The sequence below is a fragment of the Streptomyces netropsis genome, assembly GCF_014203545.1.
GTDB classification, from domain to species: Bacteria; Actinomycetota; Actinomycetes; order Streptomycetales; family Streptomycetaceae; genus Streptomyces; species Streptomyces netropsis.
On the sequence record NZ_JACHJG010000003.1, the window covers coordinates 302,583 to 328,127 of the forward strand.

The 25,545-nt window shown below is 72.2% G+C and carries 25 protein-coding genes; 16 read left to right on the forward strand and 9 right to left on the reverse strand.

Annotated features, from left to right (window positions below; genetic code table 11):
• The first annotated feature begins 214 nt into the window (after nt 1-214).
• Complete coding sequence (locus tag FHS38_RS09145) at nt 215-874, forward strand: HAD family acid phosphatase (RefSeq protein ID WP_184732688.1); 660 nt, start codon at nt 215-217, stop codon at nt 872-874.
• A 69-nt stretch (nt 875-943) separates the two neighbouring features.
• Here FHS38_RS09145 and FHS38_RS09150 read toward each other — a convergent pair whose 3' ends face one another.
• On the reverse strand, nt 944-1,207 hold the full coding sequence (locus FHS38_RS09150) for a GlsB/YeaQ/YmgE family stress response membrane protein (protein ID WP_184732690.1): 264 nt from the start codon (nt 1,205-1,207) through the stop codon (nt 944-946).
• A gap of 142 nt (nt 1,208-1,349) precedes the next feature.
• On the opposite strand from FHS38_RS09150, the gene FHS38_RS09155 reads away from it, so the two are divergent.
• Nucleotides 1,350-1,769 (forward strand): ArsR/SmtB family transcription factor, encoded by a 420-nt coding sequence (locus FHS38_RS09155; RefSeq protein ID WP_373301798.1) that lies wholly within the window; start codon nt 1,350-1,352, stop codon nt 1,767-1,769.
• Complete coding sequence (gene mgtA, locus FHS38_RS09160) at nt 1,753-4,584, forward strand: magnesium-translocating P-type ATPase (protein WP_229822315.1); 2,832 nt, start codon at nt 1,753-1,755, stop codon at nt 4,582-4,584. The genes FHS38_RS09155 and mgtA overlap by 17 nt, the downstream gene beginning before the upstream one ends.
• A gap of 184 nt (nt 4,585-4,768) precedes the next feature.
• Here mgtA and FHS38_RS09165 read toward each other — a convergent pair whose 3' ends face one another.
• Both FHS38_RS09165 and FHS38_RS09170 read right to left on the reverse strand, forming a co-directional pair.
• A complete protein-coding gene (locus FHS38_RS09165) occupies nt 4,769-6,118 on the reverse strand; it encodes a hypothetical protein (RefSeq protein WP_184732694.1) in 1,350 nt (449 codons plus the stop codon).
• Between the two features lie 200 nt (nt 6,119-6,318).
• On the reverse strand, nt 6,319-7,800 hold the full coding sequence (locus FHS38_RS09170; RefSeq protein ID WP_184732696.1) for an LCP family protein: 1,482 nt from the start codon (nt 7,798-7,800) through the stop codon (nt 6,319-6,321).
• Between the two features lie 150 nt (nt 7,801-7,950).
• Here FHS38_RS09170 and tatA point away from each other — a divergent pair, with 150 nt between their 5' ends.
• The 3 genes from tatA to FHS38_RS09185 all read left to right on the forward strand — a co-directional run bounded on the left by tatA (nt 7,951) and on the right by FHS38_RS09185 (nt 10,778).
• Nucleotides 7,951-8,178, forward strand: a complete 228-nt coding sequence (gene tatA, locus FHS38_RS09175; protein ID WP_184732699.1) for a Sec-independent protein translocase subunit TatA — start codon at nt 7,951-7,953, stop codon at nt 8,176-8,178.
• Nucleotides 8,179-8,274: 96 nt separating this feature from the next.
• Nucleotides 8,275-9,654: an alkaline phosphatase gene (locus tag FHS38_RS09180; RefSeq protein ID WP_184732701.1), complete on the forward strand. Its 1,380-nt coding sequence runs from the start codon at nt 8,275-8,277 to the stop codon at nt 9,652-9,654.
• 185 nt (nt 9,655-9,839) lie between these two features.
• Complete coding sequence (locus tag FHS38_RS09185) at nt 9,840-10,778, forward strand: beta-ketoacyl-ACP synthase III (RefSeq protein WP_184732703.1); 939 nt, start codon at nt 9,840-9,842, stop codon at nt 10,776-10,778.
• A gap of 121 nt (nt 10,779-10,899) precedes the next feature.
• On the opposite strand, the gene FHS38_RS09190 is transcribed toward FHS38_RS09185, so the two are convergent.
• On the reverse strand, nt 10,900-11,121 hold the full coding sequence (locus FHS38_RS09190; protein WP_184732705.1) for a hypothetical protein: 222 nt from the start codon (nt 11,119-11,121) through the stop codon (nt 10,900-10,902).
• A gap of 109 nt (nt 11,122-11,230) precedes the next feature.
• Nucleotides 11,231-12,142, reverse strand: coding sequence for a glutaminase (locus FHS38_RS09195; RefSeq protein WP_184732707.1), 912 nt, complete (start codon nt 12,140-12,142; stop codon nt 11,231-11,233).
• 199 nt (nt 12,143-12,341) lie between these two features.
• Here FHS38_RS09195 and FHS38_RS09200 point away from each other — a divergent pair, with 199 nt between their 5' ends.
• Both FHS38_RS09200 and FHS38_RS09205 read left to right on the forward strand, forming a co-directional pair.
• Nucleotides 12,342-12,932: an N-acetylmuramoyl-L-alanine amidase gene (locus tag FHS38_RS09200; RefSeq protein ID WP_184732708.1), complete on the forward strand. Its 591-nt coding sequence runs from the start codon at nt 12,342-12,344 to the stop codon at nt 12,930-12,932.
• Between the two features lie 23 nt (nt 12,933-12,955).
• Nucleotides 12,956-13,897, forward strand: a complete 942-nt coding sequence (locus FHS38_RS09205) for a 1-aminocyclopropane-1-carboxylate deaminase/D-cysteine desulfhydrase (protein ID WP_184732709.1) — start codon at nt 12,956-12,958, stop codon at nt 13,895-13,897.
• A gap of 83 nt (nt 13,898-13,980) precedes the next feature.
• On the opposite strand, the gene FHS38_RS09210 is transcribed toward FHS38_RS09205, so the two are convergent.
• The gene (locus FHS38_RS09210) at nt 13,981-15,576 is read right to left on the reverse strand and encodes a Na+/H+ antiporter (RefSeq protein WP_184732710.1); all 1,596 of its coding nucleotides are present in this window, start codon (nt 15,574-15,576) and stop codon (nt 13,981-13,983) included.
• 134 nt (nt 15,577-15,710) lie between these two features.
• Between FHS38_RS09210 and FHS38_RS09215 the strand changes: the two genes are divergently transcribed.
• The 4 genes from FHS38_RS09215 to FHS38_RS09230 all read left to right on the forward strand — a co-directional run bounded on the left by FHS38_RS09215 (nt 15,711) and on the right by FHS38_RS09230 (nt 18,185).
• Entirely contained in the window at nt 15,711-15,971 is a 261-nt protein-coding gene (locus FHS38_RS09215; RefSeq protein ID WP_184732711.1) for a UBP-type zinc finger domain-containing protein, read from the forward strand.
• Between the two features lie 127 nt (nt 15,972-16,098).
• A complete protein-coding gene (locus FHS38_RS09220; RefSeq protein ID WP_184732712.1) occupies nt 16,099-16,644 on the forward strand; it encodes a GNAT family N-acetyltransferase in 546 nt (181 codons plus the stop codon).
• Between the two features lie 199 nt (nt 16,645-16,843).
• Nucleotides 16,844-17,257 carry an ATP-binding protein gene (locus tag FHS38_RS09225; protein ID WP_030366270.1) on the forward strand — a complete coding sequence of 138 codons (414 nt, stop codon included), beginning with the start codon at nt 16,844-16,846 and terminating at the stop codon, nt 17,255-17,257.
• A gap of 16 nt (nt 17,258-17,273) precedes the next feature.
• Entirely contained in the window at nt 17,274-18,185 is a 912-nt protein-coding gene (locus FHS38_RS09230) for an RNA polymerase sigma factor SigF (RefSeq protein WP_229822314.1), read from the forward strand.
• A gap of 56 nt (nt 18,186-18,241) precedes the next feature.
• On the opposite strand, the gene FHS38_RS09235 is transcribed toward FHS38_RS09230, so the two are convergent.
• A complete protein-coding gene (locus FHS38_RS09235; RefSeq protein WP_184732713.1) occupies nt 18,242-18,751 on the reverse strand; it encodes a hypothetical protein in 510 nt (169 codons plus the stop codon).
• Between the two features lie 95 nt (nt 18,752-18,846).
• Between FHS38_RS09235 and FHS38_RS09240 the strand changes: the two genes are divergently transcribed.
• Together FHS38_RS09240 and FHS38_RS09245 are read left to right on the forward strand one after the other, a co-directional pair.
• Nucleotides 18,847-19,815, forward strand: a complete 969-nt coding sequence (locus tag FHS38_RS09240) for a diacylglycerol/lipid kinase family protein (RefSeq protein WP_184732714.1) — start codon at nt 18,847-18,849, stop codon at nt 19,813-19,815.
• 322 nt (nt 19,816-20,137) lie between these two features.
• Nucleotides 20,138-20,395 (forward strand): WhiB family transcriptional regulator, encoded by a 258-nt coding sequence (locus FHS38_RS09245; protein ID WP_004937597.1) that lies wholly within the window; start codon nt 20,138-20,140, stop codon nt 20,393-20,395.
• Between the two features lie 158 nt (nt 20,396-20,553).
• On the opposite strand, the gene FHS38_RS09250 is transcribed toward FHS38_RS09245, so the two are convergent.
• Together FHS38_RS09250 and FHS38_RS09255 are read right to left on the reverse strand one after the other, a co-directional pair.
• The gene (locus FHS38_RS09250; RefSeq protein WP_184732715.1) at nt 20,554-22,020 is read right to left on the reverse strand and encodes a sensor histidine kinase; all 1,467 of its coding nucleotides are present in this window, start codon (nt 22,018-22,020) and stop codon (nt 20,554-20,556) included.
• A gap of 239 nt (nt 22,021-22,259) precedes the next feature.
• Entirely contained in the window at nt 22,260-23,063 is an 804-nt protein-coding gene (locus FHS38_RS09255; RefSeq protein WP_184732716.1) for an ArsR/SmtB family transcription factor, read from the reverse strand.
• Between the two features lie 64 nt (nt 23,064-23,127).
• Between FHS38_RS09255 and FHS38_RS09260 the strand changes: the two genes are divergently transcribed.
• Together FHS38_RS09260 and nagB are read left to right on the forward strand one after the other, a co-directional pair.
• Nucleotides 23,128-24,585 (forward strand): MFS transporter, encoded by a 1,458-nt coding sequence (locus FHS38_RS09260; protein ID WP_184732717.1) that lies wholly within the window; start codon nt 23,128-23,130, stop codon nt 24,583-24,585.
• Between the two features lie 98 nt (nt 24,586-24,683).
• Nucleotides 24,684-25,469 carry a glucosamine-6-phosphate deaminase gene (nagB, locus tag FHS38_RS09265; RefSeq protein ID WP_184732718.1) on the forward strand — a complete coding sequence of 262 codons (786 nt, stop codon included), beginning with the start codon at nt 24,684-24,686 and terminating at the stop codon, nt 25,467-25,469.
• The last annotated feature ends 76 nt before the right edge of the window (nt 25,470-25,545 follow it).

Below are 25,545 nucleotides of genomic sequence, written 5' to 3' on the forward strand. Positions count from 1 at the left end.
CTACGGGTTTCGCCGGAGGCGGAATTAACGGAATGGGTGGATTCGTGAGGGAAGTTGAGGAGCCGTCGGAAGGGCATGGACGGGCGAGGCGGGCGGGCCGGGCGGGACGAGCACGACAGGAGGGACGAGAGAGGCGGGAGAGGGAAGCCAACCGTTACCCGCCGGTAAGTTCACCTTTCCCTTCCGGTCATTGCCCAACGTGAACATGCCACGCATGACCGCATCGATCCGGGCCCGCCGCGCCGCCGTCACCACGGCCGTCACCACTCTGGCCCTGGGCGCGACCCTTGCCTCCGCCCCCGCCCAGGCCGCCACCACGGCCGCCACCACGAGCAACGCCGAGAACGCCGCGCGGACCTCCGGTACCGCCGGACTCAAGGGCGTCGACTACGACACCTGGCAGCGCGACGTGAAGGCCGTCATCGACGAGGCGCGCCCCTACGTCACCGACCGCACCCGCGACCCGCGCGGCCGGAAGCAGGCCGTCGTCCTCGACATCGACAACAGCTCGCTGGAGACCGACTTCCACTGGACGACGTTCCCCACCCCGGCCATCAAGTCCGTCCTGGAGCTGACCCGGTACGCGCACGAGCGCGGCGCTGCCGTCTTCTTCGTCACCGCGCGGCCCGGCATCCTCGAGTCCGTCACCGCCTACAACCTCCGGGCGGTGGGCTATCCGGTCAGCGGTGTGTACGTACGCCACCTCCCGGACCTCTTCCAGGGCGTGAGCACGTACAAGACCGCGAAGCGGGCGGAGATCGAGGCGAAGGGGTACACGATCATCGCCAACATCGGGAACAACACCACCGATCTGGTGGGCGGTCACGCGGAGCGGACCTTCAAGCTGCCGGACTACGACGGCAAGCTGTCCTGAGCCCCGCCGGTGCCGGGCGCGGCGGAGGGCGGAGCTCAGGGCAGCACGGGGAGCGCCGATCAGTAGGGGTCAGGCACGGGACTTGTGGCGGTCCAGGGCGTATACGCCCAGTGCGGCCAGGGCGATCTGGATGAGCCACTTGATCCAGTCGACGCCCTTGGTGTCGCCCACGCCCAGCAGGTGGGCGAGGTAGGCACCGACGAAGGCGGCGACGATGCCGACGGCGATCGTCCACAGCACACCGATGTGCTGCCGCCCCGGGACCACCAGGCGGCCCAGGACTCCGATGATGACGCCGATCACAATCGCACTGATTACGCCTGAGATTTCCACGACTTCCCCTTTGCAGCCGGTTTCCTCGTGTTAGGTCTGCCCAGCCGCGACGGGCGCATGTCAGCCCGTTGTCCCCGGTCGGGGTGCCTAGACTGGTCCCTTCCGGGCGTAGGGATGCCCGAAAGGGACGGGAGATCAGACAGTGGCCGCAGGCGCCGGGAGCTTCGAAAGCTTCGAAGGGGGCTTCGACGACCCGTCGGCCGACGCGGACGACCCGTCGGCCGAGGTGCTGGCCGAGGCCGCCGCCGCGTTCGGGCTGCTCGCCTCCTCCGCCCGGCTGCACCTCGTCTGGGCGCTGGCCCAGGGCGAGAGCGATGTGAGCGGGCTCGCCGAGCGGGTGGGCGGCGCGCTGCCCGCCATCAGCCAGCACCTGGCGAAGCTGAAGCTGGCGGGGCTGGTGCGGTCCCGGCGCGAGGGGCGCCGCGTGGTGTATCTCGTGGACGACCCCGATGTGGTGACCATCGTCCGGCTCATGGTCGGCCAGCTCGCCGACCGCAGGGCCGAGGGTGCCGGTGCGCAGACCGGTGCCCGGGCCGGGCGCCTTCGTGGCCTGGGCGCCTGAGGCCCGTACGGCGGCCGTGCGCGGCGCGGACGGCACGACGCTCGAAGTGCTGCGCGCGCTGGGGAGCGGGCCGCGCGGGCTGGTCGAGGAACAGGCCGAGGAGCGGCTCGTCCGCCACGGTGAGAACACCTTCCCCGGGCGCCGCCCGGACTCCTGGCCGCGCCGTTTCGCCCGTAGCCCGCGTGACCCCTTCACCGCCGTCCTCCTCGTTCTCGGCCTGGTGTCGGCGGCCGTGGCCGCGTGGGGCACGGCCTGCGTCATCGCCGTCCTGGTCACGGTCAGCTGCGTCCTGCGGACCACGGGCGAACACCGCGCCGACCGCAGTGCGGCCGCGCTCCGCGACCTCCTCGCCACCACGGCGACCGTCCGCCGCCGCGCCACGGCCGGCTCGCCGCCGCTGACCCGCGAACTGCCCGTCGACCAGCTCGTGCCGGGCGACGTCGTCCTGCTCGCCCCGGGCGACGTCGTCCCCGCCGACCTGCGCCTGCTGCGGGCCACGGCCCTCACGGTGCACGAGGCGGCCCTGACGGGCGAGTCGGCGCCGGTGGAGAAGTGCGCGGACGCCGCGCGTCTGCCCGACCGGTCGGGGGACGGCGGCACGCCCGCGTCGGCCGCGCCGCACAGTGGCCACGACAGCCGCACGACGACCGCACCCTGCGCCTCTCCCGCCCCGATCAGGCACAGCGGTACCGGCGCGGCCACCGCGCCGGAGGGCACCGCGCCGCGTGGTGACGGCCGCGCACCGGCCCCGGTGCCCGACCGCCCCGCCCCCGGGCCGGGCGCGTCCCCCCTCGGTCACCCCCACCTCTGTTTCCAGGGCAGCAGCGTCGTCTCCGGCAGCGGCAGTGGCGTGGTCGTGGCCACCGGGGCCGGCACCGTGCTGTCCGGTGCCCTGCCCCGGGCCGACGGCAGGCGACGGCCGCCGAGCCCGTTCGACCGCTCGGTGAACGGCATCGCGTGGACGCTCATCCGCTTCACGCTGCTCACCGCACCGCTGGTGCTGATCGCGAGCGCCCTGCTGCGCGGGCGGGGGCTGGAGACGCTGCCGTTCGCCGTGGCGGTGGCGGTGGGGCTGACCCCCGAGATGCTGCCGGTCGTGGTGACGACCGCGCTGGCGCGCGGCGCGGCGCTGCTCGCGCGCGACGGGGAAGTGATCGTCAGACGGCTGCCCGCGCTGCACGACCTCGGCGCCGTCGACGTGCTGTGCGTCGACAAGACCGGCACCCTCACCGAGGACCGTCCCGTCCTCACGCTCTCCGAGGGTCCGGACGGCCGCGAGGACCCCGAGGTGCTGCGCTGGGCCGCCGTCAACGCCCTGTGGACGCTGCACCTCTCCGAGCTGCCCGTGCCGGACGCCCTGGACGAGGCGATCCTCGACGCGGCCGAGGAGTGCCCGCCGGGTGGCGATCTCTTCGAGGAGTTCGAGGGGATCGAGGCCCTGCCCTGCGGTCCCGGCCGGCGGCTTTCGACCGCCGTCGTGCGCCCGCCGGGCGATCCCCGGTTCGCCTTGGCGGCCCGCCACACCCTCGTCGTCAAGGGAGCGCCCGAAGACGTCCTGGAGCGCTGTGCCCGGGCGGCCGGTGCGGAACTCGACGCCACGGGTCGGGAGCGGCTTGCCCGCCGCGCCGGGGAGCTGGCCGCCGAGGGCCTGCGCGTGCTCGCCGTCGCCCGCGCCGCCCGACCGGCCCGTGCCCGCCCGTACACCCCGGCCGACGAGCGGGATCTGGACTTCGTCGGCTTCGTCGCCCTGAGCGACGCGCCCGCACCCAGCGCCGCCGAGGCGCTCGCCGTCCTCGCCCGCCACGGGGTGGACGTGAAGGTCCTCACCGGCGATCACCCGGGCACCGCCGCCCGCGTCTGCCGTGAGCTGGGCGTGGCCCCGGGCGAGGTGGTCACCGGCGACCGGATCGACGCCCTGGCCGACGCGGAACTGTCCGGGCTCGCCGTGCGCACCACCGTCTTCGCGCGGTGCGCGCCCGAGCACAAGGCCCGGGTCGTCCGGGCGCTGCGGGCCGCCGGCCACACGACCGGTTTCCTCGGCGACGGGGTCAACGACCTGGCCGCGATGGGCTCCGCCGACGTGGGGATCTGCCCGCGCGACGGGGTGGACGTGGTGCGGGAGGCCGCCGATGTGGTGCTGGCGTCGAAGGACCTCACGGCCCTCGACCGGGCGATCGTCGCCGGTCGGCGCAGCACCGGCAACATCGCCGCCTATCTGCGGATCGCCCTGTCGTCCAACTTCGGCAACGTCATCGCGATGCTGGTGGCCGGGCTGCTGCTGCCGTTCCTGCCGATGCTCCCGGCGCAGGTGCTGGTGCAGAACCTGTGCTTCGACGCCGCGCAGTTGGCGCTGGCCTTCGACCGTCCCGGCCCGGGCGCCCAGCTGCGTCCGGCGCTGCTGCGGCCGCGCGCGCTGCTGCGCTTCGTGACGGGTTTCGGGCTGCTCAACGCCGTCGCGGACGTGGCCACGTTCGGGGTGCTGGCGCTGGCCGTACGGTCGTTGGGGGAAGGGGAGGGGCAGTCCGCGTTCCACGCGGGCTGGTTCACGGAGAACCTGCTGACGCAGGCCCTGGTGATGCTGCTGTTGCGGTCGGGCCGGCATGCGGCCGAGGGGCGGGTGCCGGGGCCGATCCGGCTGGCGACGGCGGCGCTGGCGGTGGTCGGCCTGCTGCTGCCGCTGTCCCCGCTGGGCCCGCCGCTGTCCATGACGCCGCTGCCGCCCGTCTATTACGGGCTGTTGGCGCTCGTGCTGGTGGTGTACGGGGGGCTGTTGGCGGCTGCGCGGGCGCGCCAACCAAGCCCGTCCGGCGTTTGAGGACGCGCCCGCAGGGTGCCCGCCGCCGCAGGCGGCAAGACGGCCCGCAGCCGACCTTCGGGCAGGTGTGCGGGCCCCTGCGGGCCGTGGCGAGCGCACCACCGCTGCGCGGCGGTGTCCTCAATCTCCCCCAGCTACCGCTGGGAGGTGCCCCCAGCGGGCTGGAATCGGACCCGGCCGGAGGTCAGAAGTCGCCGCCGCCTCCGAATCCTCCTCCGTCGCCGAAGCCGCCGCCGTCGCCGAAACCGCCACCGCCGAAGTCGTCGGGGTTGTAGTCCGAGCCGGTGTAGTCGCCGCCTTCCGGTCCCCCGCCGCCGTAGCCCGAGGACGCGTACGCGGGGCCGCTCATCATGCTGCCGAGCATCGTGCCCACGAGCAGGCCCGGCAGCAGTCCGCCGCCGAAGTAGCCGCCCGCCCAGGGGGCGTAGGCGGGTCCGGCGTTCCAGTACGGCTGGGGGCCGTTCGCGGTCTGGACCGTGCGGGACATCGGCTCCTCGCCGTCGGCGAGCCGGGCCGCGTCGGCGGCGCACGCCGGCACGGTGCGCGGCGCGCCGCCCGGGGGCGCCCACTCGACGTCGGAGACGGACGGGCCGTGGCGCGGGTCGAAGAAGCAGGGCATGCGGCGTTCGGGCAGTGGGGCGCCGGTGCGGCGCGCGGCGAGGGTGGCGAGGGCGAACCGGCCATTGTCCAGGGACTCGGTCACGCCCTTGACGTCGCCCGGTTTGCCCGCCGCCGCCATCTTCGACTTGGCGTCCTCGTACGCGTCGAGGGCCCGCTCGTAGTCGGCGCGCATCGTGTCGTCGGCACCGGCCTCGGAGGGGGAGAAGTCGAGCCGGTCCAGTTCCTCGCCGAAGGCGGTGATGTCCTCGTCGACCACGACCCGCAGGGCGTCGAGCTCCGCGCGCTCGCGGGCCTCCCTCCTCTTCTTGTTCCGCCGGTAGAGGGCGTACGCGCCCGCGCCACCGGCGACGACGACCGCGCCACCCGTGATCAGACCGGCCGTGCCGACGCCCTCCGAACCGCCGCCCCAGGCGTCGGGCGCGTGGCCCCTGGACACCCGGACCGCCTGGTCGACGAAGCCGTTCAGCATGGTCGTGGTGTCACCGCCGGACCGCTGGACGGATCCGACGAGGTTGGTGACGGCGTTGCCGGACATCACCGAACGGTCGGCCTTGGCGCTGAAGGCCTTGTCACCGAGGTGGACGGCGTAGACGCCGGCGATGCCGACCTTGGTCCGCAGGTCCTGGATGACGGTGGCCCGGGGGAAGTCCGCGTTGTCCGGCAGGACCGCGACGAAGACCGGCTTGTCCGCGTCCTTGATCTTCTTCGCCAGTGCCTCGGCGTCGGCCGCCGGAAGCTGCGCGGACACCCGGGGGTCGACGTAGACCGGGCTCTTCTTCAGCGCCTCCGCCACGGTGTCCACTCCCGTGGCGGCGTGCGCCGCCGGGGCGAAGAGTCCCGCACCGGCCAACGCGAAGAGGGCGACGAGCAGGGCCAGCAGCGGCCTGGGCAGCGCCCGTGGGATGGCGGACATGGCGGTTCTCCTCGGACAAGAGAGCGGGGCACGGGAGAGACGGGCTGTACGGCAATTACTCACTGGTACTCATCACGTACGGATCGGACACGCATCGCATAGGCGTCGGCTCACTCAGCGTTTACCACGAAAACGGATCAATCAGACACTCTGTTCCCCATCCCTCCTGCCCTCGCCCACCCCACGGCCGGCCCCCGCCGTCAGCCGTACGAGAGGTTGGCGCAGGGATCGTCGTCGGCCGACCGCGCGGTACCGGCGACCTCGGAGGGCACCGGGCCGGGCGTCGCCTCGGCGGGGGCCGCCGCGATGGCGGGCGGCGTGGCGGGCGCTTCGGCGTAGTCGTGGCCGACGGTGACCGCGATGCCCTTGACGGCCGTTCCCCGGACGAACGCGCCGGGGAACAGCCGGGCCAGGTTCCGCGCCTGCCCCGCCTCGCCGGGGCCGAACTCGATCACGGTGACGCGCTGGTCCCGGGTCCGGGAAGTGGAGGTGTCGGCGACGGTGAACCCGTGCTCCTTGAGCGAGGCGGCCGCGCGGGCGGCGAGGCCGGTGACGGTGGTGCCGTTGGCGACCGAGACGCTCACCCCCGCGCCCGAGACCGGCTCCGAGGGGGACGGTCCGGGCTTGCCGCCCTTCTCGCCCGCCTGCTTCTTCTCCGCGTTCTTGCCGTCGAGCGTGCGGTCGGCCCGCAGCGAGGCCCACAGGGCGTCGGCCTCGGGCTGGACGAGGGCGACGCGATTGCCCGCGTAGCGCCAGGGCACGGTGACGAACTTGGTGTCGTGCAGGTCGATCTTCTTCAGCGACATGGCGAAGGAGAGCAGCTTGTCGGCCGAGCCGAGCCCGGGGTCGACGGTCATCGACCTGGTGGCCGCGTCCGCCAGCGGCAGCAGCGTGCCGGGGCTGAACCCCTGCGACCGCACCTTCTTGATCATGGCGGCGACGAACGCCTGCTGCCGCTGGATGCGGCCGATGTCGGAGCCGTCGCCGATGCCGTGCCGCACCCGCACGTAGTCCAGCGCCTTCTGCCCGGAGACGCTCTGCGAGCCCTTGTGGAAGAGCAGCTCGCCGCGGGCGCCGCGGTTCGGGTTGAGGTCGCCCTCGTAGACGTCCTTCGGCACGCACACCTGGACGCCGCCCACCGCGGAGGTCATCGCGGAGAAGCCCTCGAAGTCGACGACGACCGTGTGGTCCACGCGCAACCCGGTGAGCTTCTCGACGGTGTTCTGGGTGCAGGCGGGGTTGCCCTTGGCCGACTCCCCCACCGAGAAGGCGGAGTTGAACATCGCGCCGGTGCGCGGCGCCGTCCAACTGCCGTCGGGCAGCTTGCACGGCGGGATGTCCACCAGCGTGTCCCGGGGGATGGAGACGGCGACGGCGTGCTCGCGGTCGCCGTAGACGTGCAGCAGGAACGCCGTGTCCGAGCGGCCCACGTCGCCCTCCCCGCCGCCGAGCCCGCTGTTGCCGCCGGAGCGCGAGTCCGAGCCGATGACGAGGACGTTCTGCCCGGACGCGCCGGCGCCGGGCCGGTCGCGCGACAGGCCGTCGGCGTCGAACACGTCGATGTTGCCGTTCAGCCGGAGGTAGAGCCATCCGGCACCCGCGGCCAGCAGTACCAGGAACGCCACCCCGACGGAGGTGACCCTCCGCGTCCGGTGCGTCGGCTTGCCTCGGGTGCCCGTCATATCCGTGCCCTCATCCGCTCCCCCGGTCCGTGCTGGTTCACCGACCTAGACGGCCGGCCAGGTGTTTTGGTTGTCCAGTTGCGCAATCTAGCAAGTATGGTGAGGGCGAATTCGTTACGCACCGGACGCACAAGGAAGGTGGGGCCGCCGATGCTGCGCAATGCCCTGGAGCCCTGGCACATACTCGTCGTCGTACTCGCGGTGGTGGTCCTGTTCGGCTCCAAGAAGCTGCCGGACACCGCCCGCGCGCTCGGCAAGTCCATGCGCATCCTCAAGAGCGAGGCCAGAGCGATGAGGTCCGACGGGGCCGACGCGGCCGGAACCGCCGCGTCCGCGGAGGCCGCCGCCCCCGGGAGCCCCGCCGACAGCCGCCGGTGATCTTCACTTCACCTGGGCGTCCCCTCCGGTACACCCGCCCCTGGTGAGCTTCCTTCCGCCGGGCAGTCCCGCCCGGCGCAGCTAGGAGGAAAAACCATGGGTTCTCGTCCGTACCGGCGCCGTCTCGCCTGGAGCGCCGCCGCACTGCTCGTCGCCGGTGTCGCGGTGCCGGCCACCGCCGCCGCGTCCGGGCCGGACGACACGTCGGACGCCCCGTCGCTGAGCGCCGCCCACGGCACCAAGCAGAAGGCCAAGAACGTCATCCTGCTCATCGGTGACGGCATGGGCGACTCGGAGATCACCCTGGCCCGTGACTACACCGTGGGCGCGGCCGGCCGGCTGAACATGGACAAGTTCCCGATGACCGGCTCGTACACCACGTACTCCGTCGACAAGAACGGCAAGCCGGACTACGTCACCGACTCCGCGGCCAGCGGCACCGGCTGGGCGACCGGGCAGAAGACCGTCAACGGCCGGATATCCAAGACGCCCGGCACGGACAAGCCCATGACGACGATCCTGGAGCTGGCCCAGCGCAACGGCCTGGCCACCGGCAGCGTCACCACCGCCGAGCTGACCGACGCCACCCCCGCGGTCCTCGCCTCGCACGCCACCGACCGCAGCTGCGCGGGCCCGGCCGACATGAAGGCGTGCCCGAACGACACGATCGCCAAGGGCGGCCCGGGCTCGATCGCCGAGCAGAGCGTGAACCACAAGGTGGACGTGCTGCTGGGCGGCGGCAAGGCCCGCTTCGACCAGAAGATCACCGAGGGCCGCTACAAGGGCCTGACCGTCACCGAGCAGGCCCAGAAGCTCGGTTACCAGCTCGTCACCGACGACAAGGCGCTGAAGAACGCCCGCGCCGGCAAGCCCGTCCTCGGTCTCTTCGCCCCGGGCAACGTCCCCGTCGAGTGGACCGGCAAGGCCGCCGCCCAGGGCGGCACCGAGCCGCAGCGCTGCGTGACGGGCAACCCCGAGCGCAAGGCGGGTACGCCGAGCCTGGACGAGCAGACCCGCAAGGCGCTCCAGCTGCTGGAGGCCAAGCAGAGCGGCAAGGGCAAGAAGCCCGGCTTCTTCCTCCAGGTCGAGGGCGCCTCGATCGACAAGCGTGACCACGCCGCCGACCCGTGCGGCCAGATCGGCGAGACCGCGGCCCTCGACCGCGCGGTGAAGGTCGCCCGCGCGTACGCCGCCAAGCACCCCGACACCCTGGTCGTCACCACCGCCGACCACGGCCACACCAGCCAGATCGTGCCGCTGGAGGCCACCCCGCCCGGGCTGTCCTCCACCCTCGTCACCAACGAGGGTCAGCAGCTCAAGGTGAACTACTCGACCAACACCCCGGGCCAGGCACAGGAGCACACCGGCACCCAGGTCCGCATCGCGGCCCAGGGCCCGCAGGCCCACCGCGTCCTCGGTGTCACCGACCAGACCCAGCTCTTCGGCACGATCCGCACGGCGCTCTCGCTGCGCTGACACCGCCCGGTAACGGTTCGCACAACGATTCGCACACCACCGCAGGGCCCGGCCGCTTCCGCGGCCGGGCCCTGCCGGTTGTGCCAGTTATCTCGCCCGAACATTGGCGGATCACACACCCGGTAGCAACGCTCCAGCGTCAAGACTGTGTCATCCGTACTACAGCCGCTCGCGCAGGAGGACCGATGACCGGGTCACGCGTACTCGCCCTCGGCCACTACCAGCCCTCCAGGGTGCTGACCAACGACGACCTGGCCGCCATGGTCGACACCAGCGACGAATGGATCCGCTCCCGCGTCGGCATCCGCACCCGCCGGATCGCCGCGCCCGACGAGACGGTCGCCTCGATGGCCGCCGAGGCCGCGGCCAAGGCCCTCGCGAACAGCGGTCTCGAGGCCGCGGACATCGACCTGGTGCTCGTCGCCACCTGCACCGCCGTGGACCGCAGCCCGAACACGGCCGCCCGCGTCGCCGCCCGGCTGGGGCTCACCGCGCCCGCCGTCATGGACATCAACGTCGTCTGCGCCGGCTTCCCGCACGCCCTGGCCACCGCCGACCACGCCATCCGCGCCGGGTCCTCGGTCAACGCCCTGGTCGTCGGCGTCGAGAAGTTCACCGACGTGGCGGACTGGACCGACCGCACCACCTGCGTCCTGGTCGGCGACGGCGCGGGCGCGGCCGTGGTGACCGCCGCCGCGGAGCCGGGCATCGGCCCGGTGGTCTGGGGATCGGTGCCCGAGATGGGGCACGCCGTACGGATCGAGGGCACCCCCTCCCGGTTCGCCCAGGAGGGCCAGTCCGTCTACCGCTGGGCCACGACCCAGCTGCCGCCGATCGCCCGGAAGGTGTGCGAGCGGGCCGGGGTCGCGCCGGAGGAGCTGGCGGCGGTCGTCCTGCACCAGGCCAACCTGCGGATCATCGAGCCGGTCGCGCGGAAGATCGGCGCGGTGAACGCGGTGATCGCCACCGATGTGACGGAGTCCGGCAACACCTCGGCCGCGAGCATCCCGCTCGCCCTGTCCAAGCTGGTGGAGCGCGGCGAGATCCCCTCGGGCGCGCCCGTCCTGCTGTTCGGCTTCGGCGGCAACCTCTCGTACGCCGGTCAGGTCGTCCGCTGTCCGTAGCGCGCCGGACGCGCATCAGCCACACCAAGCCCGTCCGGCGTTTGAGGACGCGCCCGAAGGGCGCTCCCACCGCAGCCGGCAGCCGGGCGGCAGCCGGCAAGATCCGCCGGACACAGTCCGGCTACGGCGACTCGCGGAGGTACAGCGCCCCGCAGGAGTGGCACAGCGGAAGTCCGGAGGTACCCCAGTCGTCGGTCGACCGGGTGGCGGAGCCGGGATCCAGCTCGCGCCCGCACATGGCGGTCATGCCCTCCTGTCGGACCACGTGCCAGGCCTTGACCTCGGCGTCCGGGTCCCGCGGGGTGTTTCCGTCCTTGTACTCGGCACGCAGCTCGTGCTCCATGGCGACACCACCTCCGGGATCAACGATGGGGTACTGACGGGTACCCCGCCAGCCCACCCACCGAGGGGTGGAGCACCCCCGGCCGATCCCGCCGACCCCGTGGCCGCGCTCAGAACACCGACCATCCGGTCAACGTAGTGAAGTGGTCGAGCGCCGCCACGCCCGCGACCGAGTTGCCGCGGGTGTCGAGGCCGGGGCTCCAGACGCACAGGGTGCAGCGGCCCGGTATCACCGCGATGATGCCGCCGCCCACGCCGCTCTTGCCGGGCAGGCCCACGCGGTAGGCGAAGTCGCCGGCGGCGTCGTACGTACCGCAGGTGAGCATGACGGCGTTGACCTGCTTGGCCTCCCGGCGCGGCAGCAGCCTCGTGCCGTCGGCGCGCAGCCCGTGCCGGGCCAGGAAGCCGCCCGCCAGGGCGAGGTCGCGGCAGCTCATCTCGATGGAGCACTGCCAGAAGTAGTGCTCCAGGACGGCCGGCACGGGGTTGTCGAGGTTGCCGTAGCTGGCCATGAAGTGCGCGAGGGCCGCGTTGCGGTCGCCGTGCTCGGACTCGGACGCGGCGACGGACGGGTCGAAGGAGACGGACGGGTTGCCGCTCTCCGCACGCAGGAACTCCAGCAGCGTCGTGCTGGCGTCCCCGGTCAGCGTCTGGAGCCGGTCGGTGACGACGAGGGCGCCCGCGTTGATGAACGGATTGCGCGGAATACCGTTCTCGTATTCGAGCTGGACCAGGGAGTTGAACGGGTTTCCGGACGGTTCCGTGCCGACCCGCTCCCAGATCTTCTCGCCGCCCTCGGCCAGTACGAGCGCCAGACCGAACGCCTTGGAGATGGACTGCACCGAGAACGGCCGCTCCCAGTCCCCCACGCCGTAGACACCGCCGTCGACGTCGGCGACGGCCATCCCGAAGTGACCGGTGTCCACCCCGGCCAGGGCCGGGATGTAATCGGCCACCTGTCCGCGGCCGACCAGCGGCCGCGCGAAGGCGGCGACCTCTTCGAGTACGGCCTGGTAGTCCACTGCTGCGCGCCTTCTGTTCCGGTCGTCCCCGGGCGGGCCTTTTGCGTCCCGCCCCGTACCGACAACACGCTTTTCAGCCTGAGGCCGGATCGGCTCGCACGATATCCGAACGCCCGGCCCAGCTGCGAACTTTTGGGTACAAGGAGGTCATTCGTCGTGCGCGATCGGCGTACGCCACTCGAATGGCAAGGAGGCGGCCATGGCCTCACCCATGTCCGCGGGAACGTTTCTCGGCAAGCTCAAGGCGGAAGGCGCCCGCCTCGTCGAGGTGGACGGCTGGCGCACCCACAACCGCGCCGGGCACGGCCCCTGGGGGCCGGTCCACGGAGTGATGATCCACCACACGGCCTCCACCGGCACCGCCAAGAGCGTGAAGATGTGCTGGAACGGCCACCCCGATCTGCCAGGTCCGCTCTGCCACGGCGTCATCGCCGACAACGGCACGGTCCATCTCGTCGGCTACGGGCGCGCCAACCACGCCGGGCGGGGTGACGGCGACGTGCTGCGCGCCGTGATCGCCGAGAAGCGGCTGCCCCCGGTCCGTGCGGCCGACACCGACGGCAACGTCCACTTCTACGGCTTCGAGTGCGTGAACCTCGGTGACGGCAAGGACCCCTGGCCCGAGGAGCAGCTGGAGGCCATCGAGCGGGTGGCGGCCGCGATCTGCCGCCACCACGGGTGGACCGAGCGGTCCGTCATCGGCCACAAGGAGTGGCGGCTCGGCAAGATCGACCCCAAGGGCTTCACGATGGACTCGCTGCGGGCCCGGGTCCACGACCGGCTCAAGTAGCCCTCCGAGGTGACAATGGGGGTGTGACCAGCGACCTCCCCTGTGGCCCCGCCGCACTCGCCGCCCTGGATCCGCGGCTGCCGTCCCCGCTCGAAGAGCTGCGGGACGAGCGGTTCGCCCGTCGCGGGCTGCGGCTGCTGCTCAAGCGGGACGACCTGATACACCCCGAGCTGCCGGGCAACAAGTGGCGGAAGCTGGAGCCGAACCTGGGCGCCGCCGCGTCCGGACGGCACACGCTGTTCACGTTCGGCGGTGCGTACTCCAACCATCTGCGGGCGACCGCCGCCGCCGGCCGTCTCCTCGGCCTCGCCACCGTCGGCGTCGTCCGCGGCGAGGAGCTGGCGGACCGTCCGCTCAACCCGTCCCTCGCGCGCTGCGCGGCGGACGGGATGCGCCTGTTGTTCGTCGACCGCGCCACGTACCGCCGGAAGGCGGAGCCGGAGGTGCTGGCGCGGGTGACGGCACAGGCGGGGCTGGCCGCCGACGACTGTCTCGTCGTGCCCGAGGGCGGCAGCAACGCCGCGGCCGCGCGCGGCTGCGCCGGGCTCGGCCAGGAGCTGCGGGGCGCCGCGGACGTCGTGGGGGTCGCCTGCGGCACGGGCGGCACCCTCGCCGGTCTCGCCGCCGGGCTGGCCGAGGGGCAGCGGGCCGTGGGCTTCCCCGTGCTCAAGGGCGGCTTCCTCGAAGCGGAGGTCGAACGGCTCCAGACCGAGGCCTTCGGCGGCCGGCGCGGCGACTGGCACCTGGACGACCGCTTCCACGGCGGCGGCTACGCGAGGACGAACCCCGAGCTGACCGCCTTCGCCGAAGACTTCACCGCCCGCCACGGCCTGCCACTGGAACGGCTGTACGTGGCCAAGGCGCTGCACGGCCTGACGACCCTGGCCGAGGAGGGCGCGTTCGCACGGGGCATGACCGTGGTGGCGGTGGTGACGGGAGCACCTCCCAGCCCGTCCGGCGTTTGAGGACCGGGGTCCGGGGCGGAGCCCCGGTGCGGGAAGGGGTGGGTAGGGGAGAAAGCTCCCGTCCTCCCCTTCTTCACCCCTCCTCACCCCTCCCGATACGCCGCGGCCTCCTCCAGATCCAACCGCCGCAACAACGTACGAAGCATCTCGTCATCAATGCGACGAGCATCCCGCAACGCCACGAACACCTCCCGCTCGGCGTCGATCATCTCCCGCGCCAGCCGGCGATATGTGTCGTCCGCCGACTCCCCCGTCGCCTCGTCGACCGCACCGAGCCGTTCCCACACCGCGTTCCGGCGCCGCTCCATGACCGCGCGAAGCCGGTCGGCGAGCGGGGAGGGAAGCGCGTTGCCGCCTTCGGCGAGGAGTTCGTCGAGGCGGCGCTCGGCGGCCTGGGACGCCTCGCTCTGGGCCTGGGCCTCGGCGAGGGTCTCGGCGCTCGAGTCGCGGGCGGGCAGCCGCAGACGGCGGATGAGCGGGGGCAGGGTGAGGCCTTGGACGACGAGGGTGCCGATGACGGTGGTGAAGGTGAGGAAGAGGACGAGGTTGCGGGCCGGGAAGGGCTCCCCGCTGTGCGTGGTCACCGGGATCGAGAAGGCGATGGCGAGGGAGACGACGCCGCGCATCCCGGCCCAGCCGACGACGAGCGCGCTCTTCCACGTCGTGTCGGTCTCCCGCTCGCGGATCCGGGCGGACAGCGCGCGCGGCAGGAAGGTGGCGGGGTAGACCCAGACGAAGCGGGCGGCCACGACGGTGAAGAAGACGGCGGAGGCGTACCAGACGGCGGCCTCCCTGAAGCTGTACTCCCCGAGCCCGCGCAGCACCACGGGCAGCTGCAGCCCGATCAGCGCGAAGACCGCGGACTCCAGCACGAAGGCCACCATGCGCCACACGGCGGCCTCCTGGAGCCGGGTGGCGAAGTCGACCTGCCAGGAGTGGTGTCCGAGGTAGAGGGCGACGACCACGACGGCGAGCACCCCGGACGCCTCGACCTCCTCGGCGGCGGCGTAGGCGGCGAAGGGGATGAGCAGCGACAGGGTGTTCTGGAGCAGCGGCTCGCGCAGCCGTCTGCGCAGCCAGTGCAGCGGCACCATGAGGATCAGGCCGACGCCGATCCCGCCGACCGAGGCGACGGCGAACTCCCGGATGCCCTCGCCCCAGGTCGCACCCTCGCCGACGGCGGCGGCGAGCGCCACCTTGTAGGCGGTGATCGCGGTGGCGTCGTTCACCAGGGACTCGCCCTGGAGGATCGTGGTGATCCGCGAGGGCAGCCCGAGACGGCGGGCGATGGCGGTGGCGGCGACCGCGTCGGGCGGGGCGACGATCGCGCCGAGCACGAGGGCCGCGGGCAGCGGCAGGCCGGGGACCACCAGATACGCCACATAGCCGACGATGACGGTCGCGAAGAGGACGTAGCCGACGGAGAGCAGGGCGACGGGTCGCAGATTGGCGCGGAGGTCGAGGTAGGAGCTCTCGAGCGCGGCGGTGTGCAGCAGGGGCGGCAGCAACAGCGGCAGCACGATCTCCGGGTCGAGGGTGTAGTCCGGCACGCCGGGGACGTACGAGGCGACGAGCCCGGCGGCGACGAGCAGCAGGGGTGCGGGCACGGGCGTGCGGCGGGCCGCGCCGGCGATGGCGGCCCCGCCCGCGACCAGCATCAGCAGTGGCATTACGTCCATCGGTCCCCGCCCGTCTCCATCCGTGCCTCCCGCGCCGTCCGTCGCGTCGCCACCATCTGTCACCGTCCGTCAACGGCAGCCGAGGCCCGACGGCCGTTCGATGATCGTCGGCAGGGCGATCTAACCTGGCAATCATGAGCGAGTGCCCGCACGTTCCCGAGCTGCCGCGCCCCGAGCCGGCGCCGCTGCACGCCACCTGCCCGGAGTGCGAGGCGGCGGGCAGCCATCCCGTGCAGCTGCGACTGTGCCTGGAGTGCGGGCACGTGGGCTGCTGCGACTCCTCGCCGTACCGGCACGCCACCGGGCACTTCACGGAGACCGGGCACGCGGTGATGCGCAGCTTCGAGCCCGGGCAGAGCTGGCGCTGGTGCTACGTGGACCTGCGGATCGTCTGACTGCGGCCGTCAGTTGCCCGAGACGTGCCCCCGGCTGCCCCGGGCGCGCTCCCGGCATGCCCCCGCGCGGGCTCCGCGGCCCCCCGGTTCCCGGGAGGCCGTCGGCGCGGCCCGCTAGCATGCACACATGATCCGACCCGCGACACCCGCCGACGTTCCCCTCATCCATGCGATGGTCCGTGAACTCGCGGAGTACGAACGGGCGCTGGAGGACGCGAAGGCGACCGAGCAGCAGTTGCGCGAAGCCCTGTTCGGGGCGGACCCCGCCGTCTTCGCCCTGATAGCGGAGAGTGACGAATCCTCGGGCGACGGCACGATCGCCGCCGGCGAGCCGGTCGGCTTCGCCCTCTGGTTCCGTAACTTCTCCACCTGGACGGGTACGCACGGTATCTATCTGGAAGACCTCTACGTCCGCCCGCAGGCGCGCGGCGGCGGGCACGGCAAGGCGCTCCTCGCGGCGCTCGCCCGGATCTGCGTGGACCGCGGCTATCAGCGTTTCGAATGGTCAGTGCTGGACTGGAACGCACCCTCGATCGCGTTCTACAAGTCGCTCGGCGCGGAGCCGATGGACGAGTGGACGGTGCAACGCATGTCCGGAGAACCGCTCCGCACTCTTGCGGGGTTCGCGCAGAGTGACGAAAATCCCAACAAGGCGACTTCTCTTTCGATTTGAGACCGCACGCCCCTACCCACTGTCCGTACTCATGGGCTTACCATGAGTGACAGTCGTGGGGCTGCGGCACGGAACCTCGGATCGCGATAGCGTCGCATCCGAACCATGTGCCGCGCCGGACCGCCCCGCCCCTCGCCCGAGAGGCGCGCGACCGGCGCTCGTAACAGCTCAAGAAGCTTGTGCCACCTTGGAGGTGAGGGTGTCCCCAATCGCAGGCGAGCCCGGGACCCAGGACTTCGTGGAAGTCCGGCTGCCCGCTGCGGGTGCCTACCTGTCGGTGCTGCGGACGGCGACAGCCGGCCTCGCAGCCCGCTTGGACTTCACCCTCGACGAGATCGAGGACTTGCGCATCGCGGTGGACGAGGCGTGCGCGATCCTTCTGCAACAGGCCGTTCCCGGCTCTGTTCTCAGCTGCGTCTTCCGCCTGGTCGGCGACGCGCTCCGGGTGACCGTCTCGGCACCCACCACCGACGGCCGCGCGCCCGAGCGCGACACCTTCGCCTGGACGGTGCTCTCCGCGCTGGCCGGCGAGGTCGACTCGACCGTCGCCGACGACCGTACGGTCAGCATCAGCCTGCACAAGAAGCGCGGCGCCGGCCCCGGACAGCCGTGACGGAAGAGGGGGCTCCGTGAGTACTGCATCGTCGCGGGGAGTGCGCACCCCGGCCATCCCGCAGCAACCCGCCCGGCCGCATCCCTCGGATGTGGAGCCGGAGCGGGCGAGCGACCCACCAGAGCGGGCGGACCACATGGACCAGCATCAGCAGTGGCACCAGCACCCCCATGCGCAGGATCGCAGCGGTGCCCGTGCCCTGTTCATCGAGCTGCGGGCGCTCCCGGACGGCTCGCCCGAGCGGGCCGAGCTGCGCAATCACCTCGTGCGGATGCATCTGCCGCTGGTGGAGCACCTGGCGCGGCGGTTCCGCAATCGTGGTGAGCCGCTCGACGACCTGACCCAGGTCGCCACGATCGGCCTGATCAAGTCGGTGGACCGGTTCGACCCGGACCGCGGGGTGGAGTTCTCGACCTACGCGACCCCCACGGTCGTCGGCGAGATCAAGCGGCACTTCCGGGACAAGGGCTGGGCGGTGCGGGTGCCGCGGCGCCTCCAGGAGCTGCGGCTGTCCCTGACCACCGCCACGGCCGAGCTGTCCCAGCGGCACGGTCGCGCGCCCACGGTCCACGAGCTGGCCGAGCACATCGGGATCTCCGAGGAGGAGGTCCTGGAGGGTCTGGAGTCGGCGAACGCCTACAGCACGCTCTCCCTGGACGTGCCCGACACGGACGACGAGTCGCCGGCCGTCGCGGACACCCTGGGCGCCGAGGACGAGGCGCTGGAGGGCGTCGAGTACCGCGAGTCGCTCAAGCCGCTGCTGGAGGACCTGCCGCCGCGCGAGAAGAAGATCCTGCTGCTGCGCTTCTTCGGCAACATGACCCAGTCGCAGATCGCCCAGGAGGTCGGCATCTCCCAGATGCACGTCTCCCGGCTGCTGGCCCGCACGCTGGCCCAGCTCCGCGACCGGCTGCTCATCGAGGAGTAGCCGGGCCCCGGAGCGCGGATCGGGGAACGACGGGCCGGGGAACGGCCGGCATCAGCTCACGTCTCGCGGGGGCCGATGCCGAGCGCCTCGGTCGCCGTCGGGTTCACCACCAGTCCCAGGGCGGCCACGGCGACGAGCGCGAGCACCACGGCGCCCGCGATCAGCATGCCGCCGCCGTTGAAGAGCGTCCACGCGACGGGCATCGCCATGATCTGCGTGATCATCGCGGGCCCGCGGCTCCAGCGCCGCCGCAGCCACAGTCCGCGCGCCGCCGCCAGCGGCAGTGCGGCCAGCGCGAGCACGGTCAGTCCGCCCGTCACCGCCTGCCGCATGCTGTCCGGCTTGTCCGTCACCACCAGGACCAGCAGCGTCACCCCGCAGACGACGAGGGCCGCCCCTTCCAGGCCCGTGAGGACCGCCGCGGCCGTCAGCCGGCGCGGCCGGGGGCCGGTGGGCTCGGGGGCCGTGCTGGACGGGCGGGAGGACCGCGCGGCGGCCTCCGCCGTCGGCCGGCTCGCGCGGGTGGTCTTGCGGGCGCCCTTGGGCGCTGACTGCTTGCTGCTCACCCATGCAGGGTAGCCCTGCCGCCCGGGAGCGGGCGGCGGCTGCGGGGGCGGGGCTGGGACCGTGGCTGTACCGACAGGTAGGTAGGCTGGCGGTCATGCGTGCGCTTCTCGTGGTCAATCCGTCGGCCACCACCACCAGTGCCCGTACCCGTGATGTCCTGGTGCACGCGCTCGCCAGCGACCTCAAGCTGGAGGTCGCCACCACCGAGTACCGGGGTCACGCCCGCGATCTGGCGCGCCGGGCGGCCGAGGACGGCAACACCGGGCTCGTGGTCGCGCTCGGCGGCGACGGCACGGTCAACGAGGTGGTCAACGGTCTGCTCCACGCCGGCCCCGACCCGGATAACCTGCCCCGGCTGGCCGTGGTCCCCGGCGGTTCCACCAATGTCTTCGCCCGCGCCCTGGGCCTGCCCAACGACGTCGTCGAGGCGACGGGGGCGCTGCTGGACGCCTTGCGGGAGGGGACCGAGCGGACGGTCGGCCTGGGCCTCGCGGCCGGTACGCCCGGCACCGACGACGAATCCGTGCCGCCCCGCTGGTTCACCTTCTGCGCGGGCTTCGGTTTCGACGCGGGGGTCGTCGGCCGGGTGGAGCAGCAGCGGGAGCGTGGCAAGCGTTCGACGCACGCGCTGTATGTACGCCAAGTGATGCGGCAATTCCTCGGCGAATCGCACCGCAGACGGGGCACGATCACCCTCGAACGGCCTGGCGAGGAGCCACTCGCGAATCTCGTCATGTCGATAATCTGCAACACCGCGCCGTGGACCTATCTGGGCAACCGGCCGGTCTACGCATCGCCGCAGGCGTCCTTCGACACCGCCCTTGACGTGCTGGGATTCACCAAGCTGTCGACCGCGACGGCCGGCCGCTACGTCACTCAGCTGCTGACCTCGACTCCGGAGCGTGGCCCCCAGGGCAAACACGCTGTGTCATTGCATGACCAGACCGCCTTCACCTTGCATTCACAGGCCCCACTGCCCTTCCAGATGGACGGTGACCACCTCGGACTGCGTACGAGCGTGACGTTCACAGGCGTACGCCGTGCACTGCGTGTGATTGTGTGAGTGGTAGGGCCTAAAGTCCTTCCACTCGAACGTTTAGACTGGGTTCCACCCCCTGGAAGTACGGCTGTGACCTAGCCGACACCGAGGAATCAAAAAAAACTTTCCAGAAGGGGTTGTATCCGCAGCCGAGGTTTGCGAGTCTCTTCATGGCGATCGGGACGGCCGCTCATTCGGCCTCCTTCGAAAGCCCGAACCCCCTCCTCATTTACCTGGACCGCACCAGTCTTCCGACTGGGCGTCGGCCCTTCCCTTGCGGGGGGATTCGTGAAAGCGTTCACATTCACAAGCAACGTAGCCGCAATTACGAGGAGATGGAGCAGCCATGGACTGGCGTCACAACGCCGTTTGCCGCGAGGAAGACCCGGAGCTCTTCTTCCCCATCGGCAACACCGGTCCTGCGCTGCTGCAGATCGAGGAAGCCAAGGCCGTCTGCCGCCGCTGCCCCGTCATGGAGCAGTGCCTGCAGTGGGCGCTCGAGTCCGGCCAGGACTCCGGCGTCTGGGGTGGCCTCAGCGAGGATGAGCGCCGGGCGATGAAGCGCCGCGCCGCTCGCAACCGGGCGCGTAACGCTACCGCCTGACGATGCCCCTCGGCTCCCGAGCCGCAGCGCGCAGTACCCCCCATATGCGCTAAGCAATAAAGCTTTGAGCCCCGGACCTGGATCAGGTCCGGGGCTCAGTGCGTTCACGGATCCGCCGAGGTCCGCCGGCCGCCGACGAGCGGCTCCGGCGGATCTTCCTACTTCTCCGCCTGTACGGGGATGTCGAGCACCACCCGCGTGCCCTGCCCGGAAGCGGGCACCATGTCGAACGTGCCGCCCAACTCCCCCTCGACCAGGGTCCGTACGATCTGGAGGCCCAGGTTGCCCGCGCGCTGCGGGTCGAAGCCCTCGGGCAGCCCCCGGCCGTCGTCCTGCACGGAGATCAGCAGGCGGGCGTCGGTCCGGCCGCCGCCGCGCACGGCGGTGATCTCCACCGTGCCCTGCTCCCCCGGGCCGAAGCCGTGCTCCATGGCGTTCTGCAACAACTCGGTCAGGACCATCGACAGCGGCGTCGCGACCTCGGCGTCGAGTATCCCGAAGCGGCCGGTGCGGCGGGCGGCGACCCGGCCCGGGGAGATCTCGGCGACCATCGCCAGCACCCGGTCGGCGATCTCGTCGAATTCGACGCGCTCGTCCAGATTCTGCGAGAGCGTCTCGTGCACGATCGCGATCGAGCCGACCCGCCGGACCGCCTCCTCCAGCGCCTCCCGCCCCTCGGCCGAGCCGATCCGGCGGGCCTGGAGGCGCAGCAGGGCGGCGACGGTCTGGAGGTTGTTCTTCACCCGGTGATGGATCTCCCGGATGGTCGCGTCCTTCGTGATCAACTCGCGTTCGCGGCGACGCAGTTCCGTGACATCGCGCAGCAGCACGAGCGAACCGATGTGGTTTCCCTTGGGTTTGAGGGGAATGGCCCGCAGATGGATCACTCCGTCGTCGCCCTCGACCTCGAACTCGCGCGGCGCCCAGCCGCTGGCGAGCTTGGCCAGGCCCTCGTCGACCGGGCCGCGCGAGGGCGCCAACTGAGCGGTGGTGTCGCCCAGATGATGCCCCACGAGGTCGGCGGCGAGACCGAGGCGGTGATAGGCGGAGAGGGCGTTGGGGCTGGCGTACTGGACGACACCGTCGGCATCGAGCCTGATCAGACCGTCGCCGGCGCGCGGGGAGGCGTCCATGTCGACTTGTTGCCCCGGGAAGGGGAAGGCCCCGTTGGCGATCATCTGGGCGAGGTCGGAGGCGCTCTGGAGGTAGGTGAGCTCCAGCCGGCTCGGCGTCCGCACGGTCAGCAGGTTCGTGTTGCGGGCGATGACGCCGAGCACCCGGCCGTCCCGGCGGACCGGGATGGACTCGACCCGGACCGGGACCTCCTCCCGCCACTCCGGGTCACCCTCGCGCACGATCCGGCCCTCGTCGAGGGCGGCGTCGAGCATGGGGCGACGGCCGCGCGGCACGAGGTGGCCGACCATGTCGTCCTGGTAGGAGGTGGGGCCGGTGTTCGGTCGCATCTGGGCGACGGACACATAGCGGGTGCCGTCGAGGGTGGGGACCCACAGGACGAGGTCGGCGAAGGAGAGGTCGGAGAGCAGCTGCCACTCCGAGACCAGCAGATGCAGCCACTCGAGGTCGGAGTCGTCGAGGGCGGTGTGCTGGCGTACGAGGTCGTTCATGGAGGGCACGGTGTGAGCCTACCGGCGGCGGCGTCCGGCCTCGCGGCCGTGCACCACCGCTGCGCGGCGGTGTCCTCAAGCGCCGGACGGGCTGCTGTGCTGTGTCCTCAAGCGCCGGACGGGCTTGGCGGCTGAGCTCAGCCGATTCCAGCCCGCTGGGGGCACCTCCCAGCGGTAGCTGGGGGAGATTGAGGACGCGCCCGCAGGGCACCCGCCGCCGCAGGCGGCACGGACAGCCCCTAGCCGTCCACGGCCACGCCGAACGTCAGCCGCAGCCCCTCGGCACCCGCGTCGGTCAGGTGCACCACGCGCGGGCTCACGCCGTACCGCAGCCACCCGAGGTCGAACAGGCGGGTGGTGATCGCCGCGCCGAGCGCGCCCGCGAGGTGGTGCTGGTGCTCGCTCCAGTCGACGCAGTAGCGAATGGCCGGCCGCCGCTTGGGCAGCCGGTCCGGGTCGACGCCGAAGGCGACGAGGCGGCCGCGGCCGGTGTCGGTCAGCCGGTAGTCGGTGTCGTGCCCGTACGCCGAGGGCCGGTCCCGTACGGCCCGCTCGGGGCGGTGGAGGCCGTCGTGCCCGGTGAGCACGTCCCCGTCGAGCAGGGCCCGCATCAGGGCGACGCCGAGCCGGCCGGCGAGGTGGTCGTAGCAGGTCCGGGAGCGGTACAGCGCGTTGGTGACGCTGCTCTCGCGCAGCGAGGTGACCGGCAGCGGCGGGGCGATGAGGGCGAGCGCCTCCAGCGCGGTGCTGATCTCGGGGCCCTTCAGCCGGTAGTAGCGGTGCCGGCCGTCGCGTACGGCGGTGATCAGCCCGCCCTCGACGAGTTTGGCCAGGTGGGCGCTGACCGTCGGGGCGCTGACGCCGGCCTCGGTGGCCAGGGCGCCGGCGGGCAGGGCCCGCCCGTCGCAGAGGGCTTTGAGGATCCGGGCGCGGGAGGGGTCCGCGATCAGGGCGGCGGCGCGGGCGATGTCGGTCTGGCGGTTCAGCCGGTCGGCGGTCCGGTCGGCGCGCCGACCGGCCGGCGGGGTGGTCTCGTCGCTCATGGCCTCACCGTATGCCGACGACACTTCGCTCCCCGACGAAGTGTCCGGACCCGAGACTGGCCCCATGACCGTCACCGATTCCCCGGCCGATCGGCGGCACGTCGCCGATCCCGACGCGGCGCCCGCGCGCCCGCCCCTCGCCCTCGCCCCTCTGATCGCGCTGAGCCTCGGCTACTTCCTGGTGATGCTGGACGTCACCGTCGTGACCGTGGCGGTGCCGGACATCCGCGAATCCCTGCACGCCGGCCCGTCCGCCCTGCAGTGGATCGTCGACGGCTACAGCACCCTCTTCGCCGGACTGCTGCTGCTCGGCGGCGGCCTCGGGGACCGGCTCGGCCACCGCCGGATGTTCCTCACCGGACTCGCCGTCTTCACCGCCGCCTCGATCGTCTGCGGCCTCGCCGGCACCACGGCCGTCCTGGTGGGGGGCCGGCTGGCGCAGGGCGCCGGAGCCGCCTTCCTCGTCCCGGCCTCGCTCGCCCTGTTGCAGGTCACCTACCCCGACCGGGCCGTCCGCGCCCGGGCGATCGCCGTCTGGGGCGCCGTCGCCTCGATCGCGTTCGGCGCCGGCCCCGTGGTCGGCGGTCTCCTGATCGCCGGTCTGGACTGGCGGGCCGTGTTCTGGCTGAACCTGCCGGTGGGCGCCCTCGCCGTCGTACTGACCCTGCGTCACCTGCCCGCCGCCACCCGTAAGCCCACGGCCCACCGGATGGATCCGGCGGGTCAGGTCCTCGGCGTGGTGGGACTGGTCGCCCTGGCCGGCGGCATCAACGAGGCCGGTTCGAAGGGCTGGGCCTCCCCCCTGGTCCTCGGCTTCTTCGCCGTGGGCGTGGTGGCCCTGGCCCTCTTCATCGCGGTCGAGCGCCGCCTGGAGGCCTCGGTGAGGACCCGGCCGAACGGCCGTGCCCCGCTGCTGCGCCTGTCGCTGTTCCGGACCGGCGCCTTCTCCGCCACCGCCGTGATCGGCATGCTGATCAGCCTCGGCTACTACGGCATGCTGTTCCTCTCCACGCTCTACTTCCAGCAGGAACGCGGCTACGACGCGCTGACCACCGGCCTGGCACTGCTGCCGTCGGTCTGCATGGGCTTCATCGCGGCCCCCGTCTTCAGCCGTGTCGCCGCCCGCACCGGCCCGTACGTCCCCATGACCCTCGGGCTCTTCCTCGGCGCCGTCGGCTTCCTCGGCTGGCTGCTCGCCGGGTCCGGCACCGCCTATCCGATGCTGCTGTTCGCCCTGATCGCCACCGGTCTCGGCCAGACCATGACGGCCCTGGCCTCCATGGCCGCGATCATCGAATCGGCCCCGGCGGACGGTGCGGGCGTGGCCTCGGCGGTCTTCAACGTCTCCCGCCAGGTGGGCAGCGCCGTCGGCGTCGCCCTCTTCGGCACCCTCGGCGCCACCTCCGAGCACCTCACCGACGGCCTCCACCTCTCCGCGGCCCTGGCCGCCGCCTCCTTCCTGACCGGCGGACTCCTCGCCCTCGGCGCCCGGCGCAAGGCCGCGGCCACCGCCACCGCCTGATCCCCGGCGGGCCCGGCGCGCACCCACCTTGCCCGTCCCTCCCGCTCTGCTAGATTGGTCTATACCACCAGCCCATTCTCCAGATCGGCAGGCCCAGCGTGGAAGTTGTCATCGTCCAGGACGCCAAGGCAGGCGGCGAACTCATCGCGGAGGCCATGGCCTCCCTGCTGAGCCGCAAGCCCGACGCTCTGCTCGGCGTGGCCACCGGCTCGACCCCGCTGCCCATCTACGAGGCGCTGGCCGCCAAGGTCCGTTCCGGGGCCGTCGACGCCTCGCGTGCCCGCATCTGCCAGCTCGACGAGTACGTCGGGCTGCCCGCCGACCACCCCGAGTCCTACCGGTCGGTCGTGCTGCGCCAGGTCGTCGAGCCGCTCGGGCTGACCGAGGCGTCGTTCATGGGTCCCGACGGCACCGCCGAGGACGTCCAGGCGGCCTGCGAGGCGTACGACCGCGCGCTCCCGGAGGCCGGCGGCGTGGACCTCCAGCTGCTCGGCATCGGCACCGACGGGCACATCGGCTTCAACGAGCCGTGCTCCTCACTGGCCTCCCGCACCCGGATCAAGACGCTGACCGAGCAGACCCGCGTCGACAACGCGCGGTTCTTCGACGGCGACATCGAGCAGGTGCCGCACCACGTCATCACCCAGGGCATCGGCACCATCCTGGAGGCCCGCCACCTGGTGCTGCTCGCCACGGGCGAGGGCAAGGCCGACGCCGTGGCGCAGACGGTCGAGGGACCGGTCTCCGCGCTGGTGCCCGCCTCGGCGCTGCAGCTGCACCCGCACGCGACCGTCGTCGTCGACGAGGCCGCGGCGTCCAAGCTGAAGCTGGCGGACTACTTCCGCCACACGTACGCGAACAAGCCGGCCTGGCAGGGGCTGTAACCGGGGCTCCGCCCCGGACCCCGGTCCTCAATCGCCGGACGGGCTGAATTTGCCAGCCCGTCCGGCGATTGAGGAC